General features: G+C 66.8%; 14 protein-coding genes and 2 tRNA genes. 5 read left to right on the forward strand and 11 right to left on the reverse strand.

The annotated features are described in order from the left end of the window. On the reverse strand, positions 1 to 696 hold a 696-nt coding region (locus tag FJY73_07285), incomplete at its 3' end, for a hypothetical protein (protein MBM3320464.1). Positions 697 to 944: 248 nt separating this feature from the next. Between FJY73_07285 and rpsT the strand changes: the two genes are divergently transcribed. Further along, entirely contained in the window at positions 945 to 1,226 is a 282-nt protein-coding gene (rpsT, locus tag FJY73_07290; protein ID MBM3320465.1) for a 30S ribosomal protein S20, read from the forward strand. Between the two features lie 31 nt (positions 1,227 to 1,257). Here the strand turns inward: rpsT and FJY73_07295 are convergent, their stop codons facing one another. From FJY73_07295 to FJY73_07335, 9 genes are all read right to left on the reverse strand, one after another. Beyond that, complete coding sequence (locus FJY73_07295; protein MBM3320466.1) at positions 1,258 to 2,037, reverse strand: class II aldolase/adducin family protein; 780 nt, start codon at positions 2,035 to 2,037, stop codon at positions 1,258 to 1,260. Next, positions 2,034 to 2,327, reverse strand: coding sequence for a EutN/CcmL family microcompartment protein (locus tag FJY73_07300; GenBank protein ID MBM3320467.1), 294 nt, complete (start codon positions 2,325 to 2,327; stop codon positions 2,034 to 2,036). Before FJY73_07300 ends, FJY73_07295 begins: the two co-directional genes overlap by 4 nt. Further along, positions 2,324 to 2,593, reverse strand: coding sequence for a EutN/CcmL family microcompartment protein (locus tag FJY73_07305; protein MBM3320468.1), 270 nt, complete (start codon positions 2,591 to 2,593; stop codon positions 2,324 to 2,326). The genes FJY73_07300 and FJY73_07305 overlap by 4 nt, the downstream gene beginning before the upstream one ends. Next, on the reverse strand, positions 2,590 to 3,153 hold the full coding sequence (locus FJY73_07310; protein MBM3320469.1) for a BMC domain-containing protein: 564 nt from the start codon (positions 3,151 to 3,153) through the stop codon (positions 2,590 to 2,592). The genes FJY73_07305 and FJY73_07310 overlap by 4 nt, the downstream gene beginning before the upstream one ends. A gap of 6 nt (positions 3,154 to 3,159) precedes the next feature. Then, positions 3,160 to 4,587, reverse strand: a complete 1,428-nt coding sequence (locus tag FJY73_07315; protein ID MBM3320470.1) for an aldehyde dehydrogenase EutE — start codon at positions 4,585 to 4,587, stop codon at positions 3,160 to 3,162. 4 nt (positions 4,588 to 4,591) lie between these two features. Continuing rightward, entirely contained in the window at positions 4,592 to 4,885 is a 294-nt protein-coding gene (locus FJY73_07320) for a EutN/CcmL family microcompartment protein (protein MBM3320471.1), read from the reverse strand. Positions 4,886 to 4,909: 24 nt separating this feature from the next. Then, a complete protein-coding gene (gene eutM, locus FJY73_07325; GenBank protein ID MBM3320472.1) occupies positions 4,910 to 5,203 on the reverse strand; it encodes an ethanolamine utilization microcompartment protein EutM in 294 nt (97 codons plus the stop codon). An 84-nt stretch (positions 5,204 to 5,287) separates the two neighbouring features. Then, a complete protein-coding gene (locus FJY73_07330; GenBank protein ID MBM3320473.1) occupies positions 5,288 to 5,587 on the reverse strand; it encodes a sulfotransferase domain-containing protein in 300 nt (99 codons plus the stop codon). A gap of 1,562 nt (positions 5,588 to 7,149) precedes the next feature. Further along, complete coding sequence (locus FJY73_07335; protein ID MBM3320474.1) at positions 7,150 to 10,446, reverse strand: hypothetical protein; 3,297 nt, start codon at positions 10,444 to 10,446, stop codon at positions 7,150 to 7,152. Between the two features lie 723 nt (positions 10,447 to 11,169). Here FJY73_07335 and FJY73_07340 point away from each other — a divergent pair. Beyond that, positions 11,170 to 11,787, forward strand: a complete 618-nt coding sequence (locus tag FJY73_07340; GenBank protein ID MBM3320475.1) for a hypothetical protein — start codon at positions 11,170 to 11,172, stop codon at positions 11,785 to 11,787. A gap of 13 nt (positions 11,788 to 11,800) precedes the next feature. Here the strand turns inward: FJY73_07340 and FJY73_07345 are convergent. After that, positions 11,801 to 11,873 (reverse strand) — tRNA-Ala (locus FJY73_07345). 153 nt (positions 11,874 to 12,026) lie between these two features. Between FJY73_07345 and FJY73_07350 the strand changes: the two genes are divergently transcribed. From FJY73_07350 to FJY73_07360, 3 genes are all read left to right on the forward strand, one after another. Next, a tRNA-Leu gene (locus FJY73_07350) sits at positions 12,027 to 12,113 on the forward strand. Positions 12,114 to 12,180: 67 nt separating this feature from the next. Continuing rightward, complete coding sequence (locus FJY73_07355) at positions 12,181 to 13,923, forward strand: VCBS repeat-containing protein (protein MBM3320476.1); 1,743 nt, start codon at positions 12,181 to 12,183, stop codon at positions 13,921 to 13,923. Between the two features lie 121 nt (positions 13,924 to 14,044). Further along, positions 14,045 to 15,745: a hypothetical protein gene (locus FJY73_07360; protein ID MBM3320477.1), complete on the forward strand. Its 1,701-nt coding sequence runs from the start codon at positions 14,045 to 14,047 to the stop codon at positions 15,743 to 15,745. The last annotated feature ends 28 nt before the right edge of the window (positions 15,746 to 15,773 follow it).

Genomic DNA, 15,773 nt, shown 5'->3' on the forward strand with positions numbered 1-15,773 from the left:
GTGGAGGCTCACGTCGTTGGTCGAGGCCTCGGCGTCGAACCATTTCTTAGCGAGCTGGTCCTCGGTGATGTCCGTGCAGGCGGTCAGGTAGTCGATCGCCTTGAAGACCTTCTTCCGATCGGCCCAGAAGGCGAGGCCGAACGAGGTGTTCACGGAGGTCTTGTAGCCGGCGGCGATCCCGAAGGAGTGGATCGAGACGCGATCGTGGTAGCTCCGGATCAGCTGATCGCTCTCCGCGAAGGACGAAGCGTCTCCCCGCGTCTTTCCGGTGACCACCGGCTTCGTTCCGCCCTTGGGCGGGTATCCGAAGAGATGCCCTCCGATGTCGTGGTCGTAGACGGCCGCCTCGAGTAGGGCGAAGCTGAAGCCTCCGGCGTCGGGGAGCCGGAGACCGACCAGACTGAAGTTCCCCCGATCTTGGAACCGTAAAGAGTTGCGACCGCCGTCCGTCTCGAATTCGGGACCGTGGACGAAGGTCCCCTCGAGAGTGAACTCGAGGCTCGGGCTCCAGGGGATGAGGGCCGGGTTGTGATAGGCCGAGCTCGCGCCGGAAGGAAGCGCGACGTGGCCTCCTCCCATCCCCGAGTAGCGGACGCCGATCGGCAGGAACTCCGACTGGAGGAACCGCCCGTCCGCATGCGCGGCGGAATCGAGGAGGGCCGCCGCGAGGAGAAGGACAAGTGAGACGATCCGCATGACCCGAGAGCCCCCTTCCTCATACGAGAACGACCGCGCGCGTTTCCCGCGAGGCGCCTCCGCCGGCGTTCTCCCCGCGAACGAGGACACTATAGGAAGGGGGTCCGTCGCTTGTCAACCCGACCGGATGCGCGCAGGCGCAGCCGAAGCATACCTGGTACAGACTCACAGACTCGCCTTGACGGTTCGGCCGAGTGATGTTAGCTTAGCTTGACCGTTTCGAACGTCGTGAAAAGGAGAGAGTGCGAATGCCTCATCACAAGTCGCCGAAGAAGAGAATGCGATCGGACAAGAAGCGGAACCTCGCCAACCGTTCCGCCCGTTCGGCCGTCCGCTCGCTGACCCGAAAGATGCGCGAGGCGGAGAAGCCCGCGGAAGCGGAAGCGGCCGCCGCGCAGCTGATCCCCCGCCTCGACAAGGCCGCGAAGAAGCATCTCCTTCATAAGAACCAGGTGGCGCGCCGGAAGTCGAGGACGATGAAGCGCGTGAACCGCATGAAGGCCGAGGCGGGCGCGGCGGAGAAATCGTAGCCGAAGAAGCACTTCGCTCCGGCCTGATCGGCTACTTCCGGTCCGGCGCCTCTCGCAGCCTCTCCTCGAGGCGCCGGAGCACCTCCTCGACCAGGAGATCCTCCCCCGGCGAGCCCTCGGCGGGCTTCTCGGTGCAGGTCTTGCATCCGCCGCATCCTTCCGCGCGCGCGGGAGGCGCCGGACGCATCCCGAGGAGCTTCGCCACCTCGGTCCGTTCGAGCGGCTCGACGCGGCCGAGAAGCCGCGCCGTGAAGAGCGTCCGCGCGAAGCTCTCGATCATCTCCATCCGGTGGAAGGCCTGCCAGATCTCCTCGCCGAGCGTGACCGCTCCGTGATTCTTGAGGAGAAACGCATCGTGAGCGCGGGCGATCGGAACGATCGTCTCGGCGAGCTCCTCCCCTCCCGGCGTTCCGTAGGGGGCGAGGGGGATCGACCCGACGGTGAGGAGGATCTCGGGGAGCACGCAGTCCGCGAGCGGAATCCCCGCCACTGCGAAACCGGTCGCGGTCGGCGGGTGGGCGTGGACGATCGCGCCCACGTCCGGGCGGGCGCGGTAGATCGCAAGGTGCATCGCCGTCTCCGAGGAGGGGGCCCCCTGCCCCGCCCGGAGGCGGCCGGATCCGTCGACCGTGACGAGGCACTCCGGGCGTAGGCGTCCTTTCGGTGCACCGGCCGGCGTCAGCAGAAACCGATCGTCTCCGAGGCGGATCGAGAGGTTCCCCTCGGTCGATGCGACAAGCGACTTCTCATAGAGAAGACGGCCGATCGTGACGAGAAGGGGGCCGGCTTCTTCCGGGGATCGGAAGCTCACGGCGCCTCCTCCTCCCCCGGGGAGGTGGAGACGATCGCGTCGACCACCCCGACGATGAGGCTTCGAACCGGAACGCCCGGAACCCTAAGGATCGCCTCGGCCGCGTTCCCCTCGTGCACGACGAGGACCCGTTCCCCCGCGCCCGCGCCGACGGTGTCGAGCGCGATGAAGGCCTCGCCCTCCGCCTCCCCTTCCGGCGTCGCGGGACGAACGAGGAGGAGTTTTCGCCTCGCGAGGGAGGCGTGGCGGAGCGTGGAGACCACCTCGCCGATCACGACGCCAAGGATCATTCCTCGATCTCCACCTGGTCCGCGATGCCGAGGATCGCGGCGTCGACCGGAATCTGCGGTCCGGGGAACGCCTTCGCCGCCTCGCGCTTCTCGACGAACAAGACCCGCTCGCCCCGCCCGGCGCTCACCGTATCGATCGCCACGAGCGGCCGGCCGGCGGGTCGGTTCTTCTCATCGAGCGGTTGCACGAGAAGAAGACGCTTGGCGAGAAGGGACTCCGCCTTTCGCGTGGCGACGACCGTTCCGATCACGAGGCCGAGCCTCATGCGAGCCACTCCCCGGAGATCTTCCCGTGGGTCTCGGCCGCCGGAGCGGGGATCACGACCTCGGCGACGAGTCGGTCCTCCCGCCGGGCCTCCCCGGAAGCCGCGGCGACCGCCGCCTCGACGTCCGAGAGCTCCCCGGTGAGGACGACACACCCCTTGCCGCCGATCCGCCGCGCGAGATGAACGCGAAGAAGGCGGACCGGCGCCGCCTTCGCGGCCGCGTCGGCCGCCCGGACGGCGGATGCGACCGCCGAGGTCTCGACGACCCCGATCGCGTCGATCGGGACGTCCGGGCGCTCTCCCCGAAGAAGGGGCGCGAGCGTCTCGTGCGGGGCCGGCAGGAAGACGCGGTCCACGAGATTCGCGCCCGCCGCCTCCACCCCCCTCTCAAACGCCGACTCAACCGAGGCAATCTCCCCCCCGAAGAGGACGAGGTACTTCCCCGGGTCGAGGGGGCGCGACTCGAGAAGCTCGACGCGCGCGCGCTTCGCGACCGCGTCCGCCGTTCGAAACCCGGCCGCGATCGAATCGAGCTCGAGAAGGGCGATCGCTTCTTCCATTGTGCCTCACACGATCCGAAATCGATCGACGAGCACGCAGCGCCGGGGCCTGGTGAACGTCCGCGCGTTGGTGAGCCCGTCGCCGGTCGGGCTCGCGATCGTGAAGCTCGTGTACCCCTCGCCTCCGAAGCCGAGGCCGGCGTAGTTCGGGCCGTTCTTCACGAAGATCGATGTGTTCATCACGCGCGCCATTTTGCTGAGCTTATCGATATTTCGCGAATGCATGCTCGCCGTATGACGGAATCCGTGCTCCGCGCGGCAGGCGAGATCGATCGCCGCGTCGACGTTCGGGACGCGGACGACGGGGAGGACGGGGATGAGAAGCTCGGTCCAGACGAACGTGTGCTCGCCGGGGACCTCGACGAGGATGAGGCGCGGATCGCCGTGCCCTCTCACCCCGAGCGCGTCGAGGATGCGGCCCGCGTCGCGGCCGACGAGGCTCTTCTCGACGACCGAGTGGGCGCCGGGCCCGCGGTCTTCGGCGAGGACGAGGTTCTTCAGCCTGGAAACCATCGCCCCCTCGATCTCGTAGGCGCCCGCGCCACGCATCTCCTCCTTCAGCCGGTCGGCCGCCGAGGCGACGCAGAGGACCTCTTTCTCGTCGGTGCAGACGATGTTGTTGTCGAGCGAGGCGCCGAGCACGAGATCGCGCGCCGCCTGGCGAAGATCCGCCGTCTCGTCGATGACCGCCGGCGGGTTTCCGGGGCCGGCGGCGACCACCCGCTTTCCGGAGCGCATCGCCTCGGCGACGACGCCCGGCCCCCCCGTCACGACGAGGAGCGCGATCTCCGGGTGCTTCATGATCGCCTGGGCGGTCGCGATCGTCGGCTCCCTGACGGCGGTGAAAACGAACGGCGGTCCCCCCGCCGCGTGCGCCGCGTCGTTCAGGATCGCGAGGCAGCGGTTCGTGCACTCCCTCGCGGCCGGATGCGCGTTGAAGACGACCGTGTTCCCGCCGGCGACCATGCCGATCCCGTTGTTGATGACGGTCTCGGTCGGGTTCGTGGATGGGACGATCGCGCCGATCACGCCGTAGGGGGCGTGGTCGACGAGGGTGAGGCCGTGGTCGCCGGTCGTCGCCCAAGGCTCCAGAATCTCCATCCCCGGCGTCTTCGTGGCGACGAGGACGTTCTTGCGGATCTTGTCCTCCGCGCGCCCCATCCCCGTCTCGGAGACGGCGTCGGCCGCGAGCGTCCCGGCCGCGTCGCAGGCGGCCTTTCGCATCGCATCGATCATGACTCGTCGGACTTCGAGGGAGAGAGAGGCGAGCGCGTCGAACCCTCGGCGCGCCTCGAGGATGGCGCGGTCCAGATCGTCGAAGATCCCGGACTCCGAGCGCCGCGCGGCGCGTGGTTCCTGCGCGCGCGGCGTCTCTCCGAGCTTCTCCAACACGCGGTCGACGATCGCGTCGATGTAGGGGTTGTCGTTCGGCACCGGATCAGCCGTTCTTCCGGAAGGTGATCGCCCCTCCCACCTCGACCGTGTCGATGATCCCCACGATGACGGCGTCCACGGGGCGGTTCTCGGTCGCCGGAGTGAGGCGCGCGCTCGACCCCTGCGTGCAGAGGACGACCTCCCCCTCGCCCGCTCCTACCGAGTCGGCCGCGACGATCGCGGAGCCGGACGCCTTTCCGTCGGGTTCGAGGATGCGGACCACGAGGAGCTTCAGCCCCTCGAGCTTCTCGTCCTTGCGGGTCGCGACGACCGTCCCCTCGACCCTTCCAAGAACCACGCGCCTCTCCTCTCCGAAGCGGGACTACTTCGAGTCGGGCTCGGTCTTCCCGATCGGAAGAACCTCCTCCAGGTTCTGGTGCGGTCTCGGGATCACGTGGACCGATACCAGCTCTCCGACCCGGCTCGCCGCCGCGGCCCCGGCTTCGGTCGCCGCGCGGACCGCGGCCACGTCCCCGCGCACGATCGCCGTGACGTATCCGCCGCCGATCCGTTCGTAGTTCACGAGCTTCACCTTGGCCGCCTTCACCATCGCGTCGGAGGCTTCGACCATCGCGACGAACCCGCGGCATTCGATCAGGCCCAATGCTTCGCCCATCGGCTCACTCCTTGTGTCGGTCCCCGGACTCGATCCGTCCGGAACGGGAACATCGGCTCCCCGGGGGAAGCCGAACGGAAACTATCAGAACGATTTCGAGCCTGTCAACGCTTCCGCGCCGGCGGAGCGGTACGCCTCCTCGAGGCGCTTCCAGAGATCCTCGCATGCGGCCTCGGTCTCCGGCCCGATCGCGAGATCGCTCCCCTTTCGGATCGAGCGCGGGTGGACCGGCGCGACGATCCGGTCCCCCGGATAGGGGACGCCGACGAAGTCGTAGATCCTCCGCATGAACGATGCGGGATCGGCCGCCATGTCCTCGTAGCGGCAGAGGAGGACGCGCGTCTCGTTCGCCAGGTCGAGATCGAAATAGAAACGGTTCCGCACGTACCAGAAGCGCGGCCGCGTCGGCGCCGCTCATCTCTTCGGAGAAGAGGCGGCGGACGAGCGCGCGGGTTTCCTCGGAGACCTTCTCCGCTCTCCAATCGGAGATCTCCCCTCGAACGATCGGCCCGAGGTCCCGGATCCCGTTCTCCCTGCCGAATTTCTTCATGTGCGAATAGGCGACGTCTTTATAATTCCGGTACATCCAGAGCGCCTTCGAGCCCTCCAGCTCGTTCAGCAGGGAAACGACGTTCTGGCTCTCGACGAGGGGCTTCAACACGACGAGGGGAACGCGGTGCGAGAAGAGCGCTCTTCGGACCGAGGGGAGAGGGTTCAATCGAAGGTTCTCCTTCCGGTCCTCGCTGGAGAGACCGCTCATCTCGCGGTAGACCTTCGCGTTCCGGTCCCTCTGGAAGAGATCGTTCATCATCGTGGTCCCGGAGCGCTGGCAGCCGACGATGAGAAGAACTCTTGGAGGGTCCCCGCGAAGCCGGGTGCGCTGATAGATCTCCTTCGTCAGGCGGAACCACTTCCAGGATAGCCAGCTCATCTGTTGGAGAGCGTGCGCGCCTCTTTCCTTGTCGTTCATCGCCGATCCCTTCCTCGTCGCGCCGATCCGAAGGGCGGTCCGCCTGGCGGGCGTCCGACCTCCGAGCGGAATGTGGACCCCGTGAGGCTCCCCGGGCAGCCGCCGCCTACGCCGAAATCGGCCCTCACACTAGCACGGCGAGGAACTTCCCGCCAGGGCGGAAAGCGGCGGGCCGTGCTGCGCTCGGCATCCGCAGCGCCCGGCGGACGAACATCTCCGTTCTTCCCCTCAAGGTCGTGTCGCGAGGGAGCCCGCTCGTCTTCTTCTGGGATGGGCGCGAGCGGGCGGGCGCAGAGGTCTCCTCCGGCGTCTACTTCATCCGGCCGATCGGCGGATCCTCCTCCGCCGCGCGCCGGATCGTCATCGTCCGCTGATGGAAGAGTCGGCTCGTGCGGCAAGGCCTCGCCGCGCCGCCGTACGTCTCCCGATCTCTCAACCGTTCTCCTCGCATCATTCATGGGTGACATGATTCGGAGGATGATGTATCATGCGGGCTGAAGACTGGGATTCATAAAGGAAGAGATTGAGAACGGAGGCGGCTCATCGTGACGCGCCGTCCCCGCGGGTCTCTGGCCTGATCGCTTGTGCCGACCGGTGCACCCTCCAGCTGCCCCCCCTCTCGGGTGTGCCATCGACTGCTCGGGAGAAGACCATGCTTCTCAAGAGTTTCGTCGTTGGCCTTGCCCTCGCTCTCTTGTTCCTGATCGCGTTCTACGTCGCGGGGCCGGGGTCGTTCTAGCGGATCAAGCGCGCGAGCTCCCTCGCCGCGCGCATCCGTCGCGCGCGGCGCGCCGCTTCGGCCGGGAGGATCGTTTCGTCGCTTCGGGATCGTTCGCGGACCGTGGGAACGCGAGCAGGCCGGCCGCCGGCCGCGATCCGCAGCGCGGAATCGAGCCGGCCTCCCGGAGCCCGAGCGACCCCCGGCCGCGCGCGCGGCGCCGCCGGAGCGTGCGGGGATCGCGAGTCGAGCGGAGTCTCAGCGGACGAGAAGAAGCTTCAGTGTTTCCTGCCAGCGGCCGGATCGGACGACCGCGAAGTAGAGGCCGCTCGGCGCGCCGACGCCTCCGCTCATCCTCCCGTCCCACGAAACGGAATGCCATCCGGGCGGCAGGTCTTCGTCGGCGAGAACGCGCACCTTCCTCCCTCGCGCGTCGTAGAGGGTGATCGTGACGCGCCCCGGCTCGGCGAGCGCGAAGGGGATCGACGTGGTCGGGTTGAACGGGTTCGGGCGGTTCGCGAAGAGCGCGTTCCGCTCCGGCTTGGACGAGGGAGCGCCTTCGCTCACGACGCCGGTCACGCTCTGAATGAGAAACGTGAAGGGGGACAGGGAAGCGCTCGCCTCCACGGTCGCCGCGAACGAGAGATCGTCGGTTCCGTACACGAACGTCGTGTCGCACTCCTCTCCCCCGTCGAGGCGGAAGTAGTACTCGACAAGCTCGCCGACGAAGAATGTCGAGTCGAGACGCGCGGCGAGGTAGCTCGTGTCGCCGACGATCGTGTCCGCCTCGAGCGCGATCGCTCCGTAGAGCGTGTCGGACGCGACGCGGAAACGGACCTCGCCGCCCGCCGCCTGCGCCGCCGGAGAGACGCCCACCGTGAAGACGACCTCCGTGTCCGAATCGACGACGATGAACGGGCTCCGCATCGCGAGGAGCGGTTCCTCGCTTCGCGGCACGTGCCACGCGGGGAGCGCCCGGCGTCCGGCGACGAACCGATAGAACGCGCCTCCGTTGTCATCGACCGCGCGCGGCCCGCTCGGACCCTGCGCACTTAAATAATAGATAACCGTATCTCCCCGCTGAAACGCCGTTCCGAACGGGATCTCGCCTCTCCAATACCCGTCTCCCCCGGTGTTCCGATTCCAGAGGAGCGGGGATGAGTCGGGCGCCGCGCCGAACCAGTGAACCCAGGCGGCGAACTCGCCGATGGAGAGCGTATCCGCCGGGTGAACGCGCCCCTCGATCCGGGCGCTCATGTTCGCGGTGAGCGAGTCGCCCGGCGCGAAGTTCGTATGTTCGGACGCGGTCGAGTCGAGGAACGCGATCACCTCGACCGGGAGCTCCGTCGCGAAACGCGATCCGGCGCTCCAGAGTCCGTACGTACCGGAGAGAAGATCCTTCCCTCGCACGCGCCACCAGTAGATCGTTCCTGCGGCGAGCGTGTCGGAGACCCACGCGGTGTCGGCGGGAAATCCCGCGGTCGCCTCCTGGTCGAACACCTTGTCCGCGAAGAGCGGGTCGCGCGCGATCTGGATCTGGTACGCGACGAGCGTGTCCGCGGGGTCGGGGAGCGCGATCGCGGACCAAACGAAGATCGGCGCGCGCGCAACGTGAAGGGCTCCCTGCGCGGGCGCGTAGAGCGCCGCGGGGGGCGGCGGGTAGAGCGGCATCCCGAGAACCACCTCAGGCGCCGAGGCGTTCGGTTTCTCGTCGAGCGAGAAGAACGAGTAGTAGTAGGTCGTGTCCGGGATGAGCCCCTCGTGCACGAGCGTGTCCGGCTCCGAGGGGGCGGCGGCTCTCCGCTCGAGAAGAACCCCCTCCGTCGTGTCCGCCGGGAACGTGCTCGTCGCAAAACGGATCATAACGGCGGCGAGATCCGCGTCGTGCGGGTTGATCCACGTGAGTCGGTTGGAGGAGTCGGCGGGGAGCGCCTCAAGAGCGAGAACCTTCCCCGGCGGGATGTCGTCGATCACGAAGAACGTGTCGACCGCGAAGATCGTGTCCGCGTTTCCGCTCGACGAGATCGCCCGCACCTCCACGACATGAAGGGTCTCCGCGAGCTCTTCCGTGGTGAACACGTAGCTTTCGGAATCGGAGTCGAACGCCCCATCGGCCGGATCCGCCGGAATCCAATCCCCTCCGTCGATTCGATACTCGACGCTCGCGATCGTGTTCAGCGTGATGTCGTTCTGCTCGCCCATGCTGTTCCTGTTCGCGAGAGGGTTCTCGCGGGCGAGGCCGGTGAAGGTCGGGGTCGTCTCGCTGGTCGAATCGGGCGCCGGATCGAGGAGGGTCGCGGGATGCGTGTCGAGGATGTTCGCGATCGAATCGCCGTCGCCGTCCCAAATCCCGATCTGCCCGCGCGTGTAGACGCACGCGAGATTGGAGTCGAAGGCGGCCGCGAGGTTCGCCCGCATGATGCAGGATTCATCGAGGAGGCAAGTTCCGTAATCGCTGTTCTCGTTCGCCACGAGCTCGTAGCCGGCGCGGAGCCAACACGGCTTGTGCGCCGTGTAGTACTCATCCAAGGCGTAGAAGCTGTGCGCGATCTCGTGCGCGGTCACCGCGTCCATGTTCTGAATCCCTTGGGTCTTGTTGTCGTAGGTCATCACGAGATAGGGGCCGCCGTAGTATGAGAACCCGTAGTAGCCGTTGGAGAACGCGCCGTCCACGTCGTTCTTCGAGTCGGCCACGAAGACGGCGACCGCCCAATCCGTGCCGAGCGAATCCCTGAGATCGTTCAGGTAGGAGCGCGCGCGGAACCAGGTGTCGCCCGTCCGATACCCGACCGTGTCGAGGACGGCCCGCACCCAGAGCGATTCCTGTTTCGCGGCGAACGCGGGGCGTGTGATCGGCTCGTACGGACACGGAACCGGATCGACGAGATCGAAGACGAACGAGAGGTTCCCGCCCGGCACGTGCTGCACCCACCAGGCGACCCCCTCCTGCACTCCGGCGAAGACCGAATCGATCCGCGCGGCGGACCAGTTCTCCGTCGATGGATCGATGCTCCCGTCGCTCTCGGGGAGAAGGACGCCGACCGCGACCGATCCGAGCATGAACTCGCTCGTGTCGAAGAACCCCGCCCCCGGGGGCGCCTTCCCCGGTCCCGGATCCCCGCGCGGTCCGGGGGCCGCGTCGTCCGCGAGGGGCTCGCCCGTTCCCACGCGCGGCGCGGGAGGCGAAAGCCGGCGGTTCCAGGCCAGGGCCGCGAAACGAGCCTCGCGCGGGAGCGATTCGGCGAGAGATGCGTGGATCTCCCCCGACTCGACCCTCCAAGAGGGCTCCCTCTCTCCCAGCTCTTTCCAGACCGCGGGCGATGCCTCGACGATCGCTCCGCCAGGCGGGAAGGCCTGCAGGATCCGCCCTCCCGCCTGAACGATCGTTTCCGAGACGCTCCGCCACGGTTCGTCTCTTCCAAAGAGAACGAGCCTCTCCTCGGCGTGCGAAAAGGCCGCGGTCGCGAGGAGAAGGACCAAGGCGACCGAGGAGATCGGCACCCGTCGACTTCCGGGCGCGAGCGCGCGGCGCGGGCCGTAAAAGCGCGTCACCACCCTACACCTCCCCGCCAGAAGAACGGACCGACCGGAGACTGCTCTTGCGAATCCTCCGCGGAAACGGGAAGGGCTCCCCGCTCCTACCGTGTGCCCGGGTAACCGTGTAACTCGCATCCAAGTCGATTGAGATCAGCCCACGACCCAGCAAATCACGCGTAGAGCAGGGAGCCTTTCCCGCCCCCTCGGTTGTTCGCTGGGTGTGGGGTGCAAGCGCGGTGCCAGACCGTGGGCTGCACGGTGGGCCGCCCACGACCCACCTCGAATTCACTTTCGAACTCACCTGCAACGGATTGTCTTTCAATCGATTCATAGTAACCACTTGCGCGACGACCCGGCGCGCGACGCGCGCTCAGGACGCCCCTCTCTTCCGCGACCCGGGCGCGCGCACCCGAGCCGTCAGCGGGGGGTTCTCGGGAGACGAGAGCGAAGGGCGCGACGGCTTCGGAACTTAGGAGTCGGGGGTTTTTACCCGATCGAGCGGAGCAAATCCCCCTGATTCCTAACCCGTTACTCGACACTATTTTAATTCAACCGGAAGGCGTTGTCAACGAGGAGCGCGCTCATCTTGCACGACCATCTCGCGTTCTGCATCGCGCTTGACGAGTCTCCCGAGGATTGCTAAGGTCCTCACGGTCCGGCGACGCCTCGCTCCCGCCCGGAGAGAGGGACCTCCCCTCCATGCGGGGACGCGGGTCTGTCGCGCGGACGGGGGATTCACAAGTGTCGATGCCAAGTCGCGCTTCCCTTCTTCTTCTCGTGGCTGCTCTCGCCGGGTGCTCGCCCCCCGCGCTCTTCCTCGAACCGGTGACCCCGAGCTTCAACGGCGTTGTCGCGCCCGCTTACCGGGACCTCTCGGAGGCGGAGATCGAAGCGCTCTTCGTTCGGCCCTACACCGGGCGAACCCTTCTTGAGACCTCGGGCACGACGGCCGCGATGCTCTACGACCTCGCCTATCTCGAGAAGCGGGTCGGCGGAAAGTCCGGCGCGAACGAAGCTCTTTATGCCATGAACCGTCGATACATCGAGGAAGGGATCAGCTTCCGTGTCGCGGTTTGGGGAGAGAAGGCCGGCGAGGTGGATCTTGCGCGCTGGCGCTTCCGTCTCCGTTCGGACGACGGGCGTTTGTTCGACCCGATCCGGATCGAGCCGCAAGGGGTGCCCGAGTTCGATAGGGAATCGTACGTGGACCGCAAGGCGACCTGGAGGAGCGTCGCCGATCTCGCCTTTCCGCTTCGCGCCGAGCCGCCCCTCTCGTCGATCGTTCTCGAGATCACGAGGGACGACGGCTTCGCGCAGCGCCACACGTGGAAGTTCGACTGGGTGAAGACCCCGGGCTGATGCAGGCAGGAAGTGGAGCTGACGGGGCTCGAACCCGTGGCCTCTTGACTGCCAGTCAAGTGCTCTCCCAGCTGAGCTACAGCCCCATCCGCGCATCCGGGGCGCTCGGCGGAAGAAATGTACTCTCCGAGGGCTCCTTCCGTCAACCGGAAAGGGCTCATCGACATTGCCTTCTCACGCGACGGCCGGCGATCGCATTGACGCGGATCGCCTCATCCGATACAATCAAAGACGCTCCGGCCGGAGTGGTGAAACTGGTAGACGCAGGGGACTCAAAATCCCCCGAGGGCAACCTCGTGTCGGTTCGAGTCCGACCTCCGGCACCAGGATCGTCCCGCGCGTCGCGGGCCCAGCTCCCATCGCTCCCCAGGACAGGAAAGCCGAGGTGAACCTATGAACCGCACGCATCATGGTCGTATCGCATCCGGACCGATCCTCGCCGCCGCCGGGATCCTTGCGCTCCTCGCCCTCGCAACGGCGGCGAGCGCGGCCGTCCCGCTCCTCACGCCGCCCATCTGGAAGTCGGAAGACAACGACTACTCGACCGGCGGCGTTCTTGTCGATCTTGACGGGGACGGGTATCTCGATTTGATCACCGCGAACGGGAACGACATGGCCCGGCAGCCGATCCGCGTCTACTACAACCGGGGCGGCGTGCTCGAGCTCGAGGCCTCCTGGCAGAGCGACGACATCGGTTACAACTGCCACGTCGATCTCGGCGACCTCGACGGGGACGGGGATCTCGATCTGGCGGTCGCGGTCCTCGGCGATCCGGGGACGCCGCAGAGGGACAAGGTGTACGAGAACCTCGGGACCGGTCTCTCCGCGACACCGGTCTGGATCTCCGGCGACCTCGACAACTCGTTCGATCTCGCGTGGGGGGACATGGACGGAGACGGGGATCTCGACCTCGCGGTCGCGTGCGGCGAGACCTACACCGGTGTTCCCCAGAAGAGCAAGATCTACCGGAACGACGGGGGCGTCCTCACGACGAACGCGGTCTGGCGGACCGGGCCGGTCGACTACACGCTCGACGTCGCCTGGGGGGACGTGGACAACGACGGCGATCTCGATCTTGTCTGCGGAAACGAGTTTGGTCCGAACCGTTTGTACCTCAATCATGGAACCGGTCTCGACTCGATCCCGGCGTGGGAATCGGGCGACACGTGGAACACGCTCCAGGTCGACCTCGGGGACGTCGACGGAGACGGGTGGCTGGACCTCGCGGTCGCGAACAACGGGCAGCTCGGCGGCCCCTCGAACGTCGCGATCTATCGAAATCTCGGGGGAACCTTCGAGTCGACCCCGTCGTGGATCTCCGGAGGACCGGCGCGCCAGTACTACTCGGCCGTCACCTTCGGCGACTGCGATCACGACGGCGATCTCGATCTCGCCTCCGGCGGATGGTGGGAACCGGTTGTCGTCTTCGAGAACCTCGGCGGCGCGATCGAGACGGTCCCCTCCTTCTCGTGGAAGTTCGCGAACCAGACGAAGGGGCTCGTCGTCGAGAGCGTGATCTGGGGGGACATGGACAATTCCGGCTCGACGGCGGTGATCGGGGAGTCGAGGTCGGGGGACGGGGTCGCGAAGGTCTTCTACACGGCCGAACGGCCGCTCCGCGAGGTTCTCGAGATCCGCGTGGGCGGCGTTCCGATCGATCCGGCTTCCTTTTCGGCGGATTTCGAAAAGGGGTGGATTGCGCTCTCCGAGGCGCCTCCCGCGGGGAGCGGCTCCTTCGAGATCGACTACGTCTTCTCGCGCCAGCTCGACCTTCTCGTGACGAACTGGGATCCGGACGACGAGAACCTCCACTTCCTGCATCAGATCGCGACCGGGATCGCGGGGAAGATCCCCGCGCCCGCCCTCGTCGTTCTCCCGAATCGGCCGAATCCCTTCAACCCTCAAACGACGATCCCGATCGTTCTCGGGGAGCCGGGCCGCGTGAGCGCCCGCGTCTACGACGCGCGCGGTCGTCTCGTGCGGGTTCTCTTCGAGGGGAGCGCCGGCGCGGGGAGCTTGGAGCTTCTTTGGGACGGGACCGACCGTCTCGCTCGGCCGGTCTCCTCGGGCGTCTACTTCGCGCGCATCGCCGCGGACGGCGACCTCCGGACGATGAAGATGACGCTCGTGCGGTGAGGACCGCCTCTGCCTCCCTCTCCGGTCGGGTCGAGCGAGCACTTGACCCGACTTCGCTTCTTTCTTAGCTTTCCTACGCCGCGCAGATCCCCCCTCGTCTTCGATCCGGAGGCAGAATCGGATGGCACGACCCTTCCGCAGAACTGGATTCGCGTGGCCGCTCCTCGCGTTGGCGTTCGCCGTCCTTCTCTCGTGCGACGCGATCGACAAGCTTGCCAGGGAGCCGGACGATCCCGACTCCCCGGCGAAGGAGGCGGCCCGCTTCTTTCAGGGAGCGCATGCGGTTCCGGCCGGTTCTTCCGTTCGTTTCGTCGGGCCGGTCGAACCGGGGACGGTGATCCGCGAGATCGCTCCCGAGGAACCCGCGGTCGAGATGACGATCCCCGACAGCGCGGGCACCGTCTATGTCTTCTTTGTCGACGACGAGCCGGGAAACCGGCGGGCCCACCCGTATCGGTACGTATGGATGGATCTCGACTCGCGAACCCACCGTACCGTCGGGGCCTCATGGGACGGGCGGATCATCCGGCCGGGCGGCGCCGCGCCCGCTCCCTTCTCCGTCAAGGAGACATTCACGCTCGACGGGGTCGCGTATGAACACGTCGAAGGAGAAGGGGCCCTTGCTCCAATCGACGCGGGCCACAAGGAGCCCTTCCGGTCCCCTCTCGAGGAACCATCTGCGGCGACCCCGCCTCTTCGAGGCGCGCGCGCGCGCGAGCGCGTTCGGCACGCGCTGGTGATCGACTGCGGGGACACGAGCGCACGGCAAGAGGCCGCCCGCGCGATGCACGAACGCGAAGCGGTTCCGATCGCGGAATGGGTGAGAAGCTACGGCTTCACGACGCGACACGCGAGCCAGTGGGCGGGGAGTTCGAACGAGACATTCAAACCTACTCCGGGAGGCGGCAGCGTTCGAAACGCCGTCCTCGACGCCTTCGACCACTACGGGGAACTCTTTACTCTTCTCGGGCCGCCCGACCTTGAGTGCGATGAGTTCTTTCTCTATGTGGCTGCTCACGCGACGGGGCGGGGAAATCTCGTCGTCTACTATCCGGATGGGACCGACGCGGCGGTGATCGGCTACGACGAGATCCTCTGGAGGATCCGGGATCGCTTTCCTTCCTATGTGAAGATCACGCTCTTTTTCGACGCTTGCTTTAGCGGTCAATCGATCACTAAGAACCGACCAACCATCGCCCAACTCTGCGAGAGGCTCTGTGCCTTCACGCTTCTCACGAGCGCGGATTCCTCCAAGACCGTTCCTGTCCCGGGCGGTCGCGAGGACAGCGCGACCGAGGACTTCCTGGAGGGTGCGAGCGAGGACCATGACGGGGACGGGACCGAGGGTGACATCCGAGACCGTTTCATCGAGATGAGGGACGAGTTCGGGAACCGAAACCCGATGTCCGTTCACTGTCCGGAGACGATCTCCTGGTGCAGCCTCGACGGTCCCAACCCGACCCTTTCCGACTGCTCGTTCGAGGACGGCGTGTACTTCGTTTCCGTCGACGGGGTGGACGATCCGGGCGGGCATCGGCCCTTCATCGGGGAGCCGTTCGAAAACCCGATCGCGGTCACCGCGCATTCCCCCATCGCGTTTACGGGGGAGCCGCCGTTCGTGAATGCCGCCGGGACAATCAGCGAGAATTGTGCGTTCTCGGCGGAGGGAGTTGGAACGGTCGCGGGCTTCCCGAACGTTTCGGTCGTCCTCAGCGGATGGTACGACGAAGGCTCTCTCCACTTCGAGTACACGATGGGAGCGCGGGGTGAGCTTCCGGGCGGGCTTGCGATCACCTTCCGTTGCGCCGGGACGAGGCGGTAGCCGATCGTCGGGCCTCTCGCAGCCGAAA

It is taken from the genome of Candidatus Eisenbacteria bacterium (assembly GCA_016867715.1).
Classification (GTDB): domain Bacteria; phylum Orphanbacterota; class Orphanbacteria; order Orphanbacterales; family Orphanbacteraceae; genus VGIW01.

Excerpts from the sequence above, each read along its gene's own strand:
- rpsT (MBM3320465.1), top strand. The coding sequence starts at position 945 with ATGCCTCATCACAAGTCGCCGAAGAAGAGAATGCGATCGGACAAGAAG.
- FJY73_07300 (MBM3320467.1), bottom strand. The coding sequence starts at position 2,327 with ATGATCCTTGGCGTCGTGATCGGCGAGGTGGTCTCCACGCTCCGCCAC.
- FJY73_07305 (MBM3320468.1), bottom strand. The coding sequence starts at position 2,593 with ATGAGGCTCGGCCTCGTGATCGGAACGGTCGTCGCCACGCGAAAGGCG.
- FJY73_07310 (MBM3320469.1), bottom strand. The coding sequence starts at position 3,153 with ATGGAAGAAGCGATCGCCCTTCTCGAGCTCGATTCGATCGCGGCCGGG.
- eutM (MBM3320472.1), bottom strand. The coding sequence starts at position 5,203 with ATGGGCGAAGCATTGGGCCTGATCGAATGCCGCGGGTTCGTCGCGATG.
- FJY73_07355 (MBM3320476.1), top strand. The coding sequence starts at position 12,181 with ATGAACCGCACGCATCATGGTCGTATCGCATCCGGACCGATCCTCGCC.
- FJY73_07360 (MBM3320477.1), top strand. The coding sequence starts at position 14,045 with ATGGCACGACCCTTCCGCAGAACTGGATTCGCGTGGCCGCTCCTCGCG.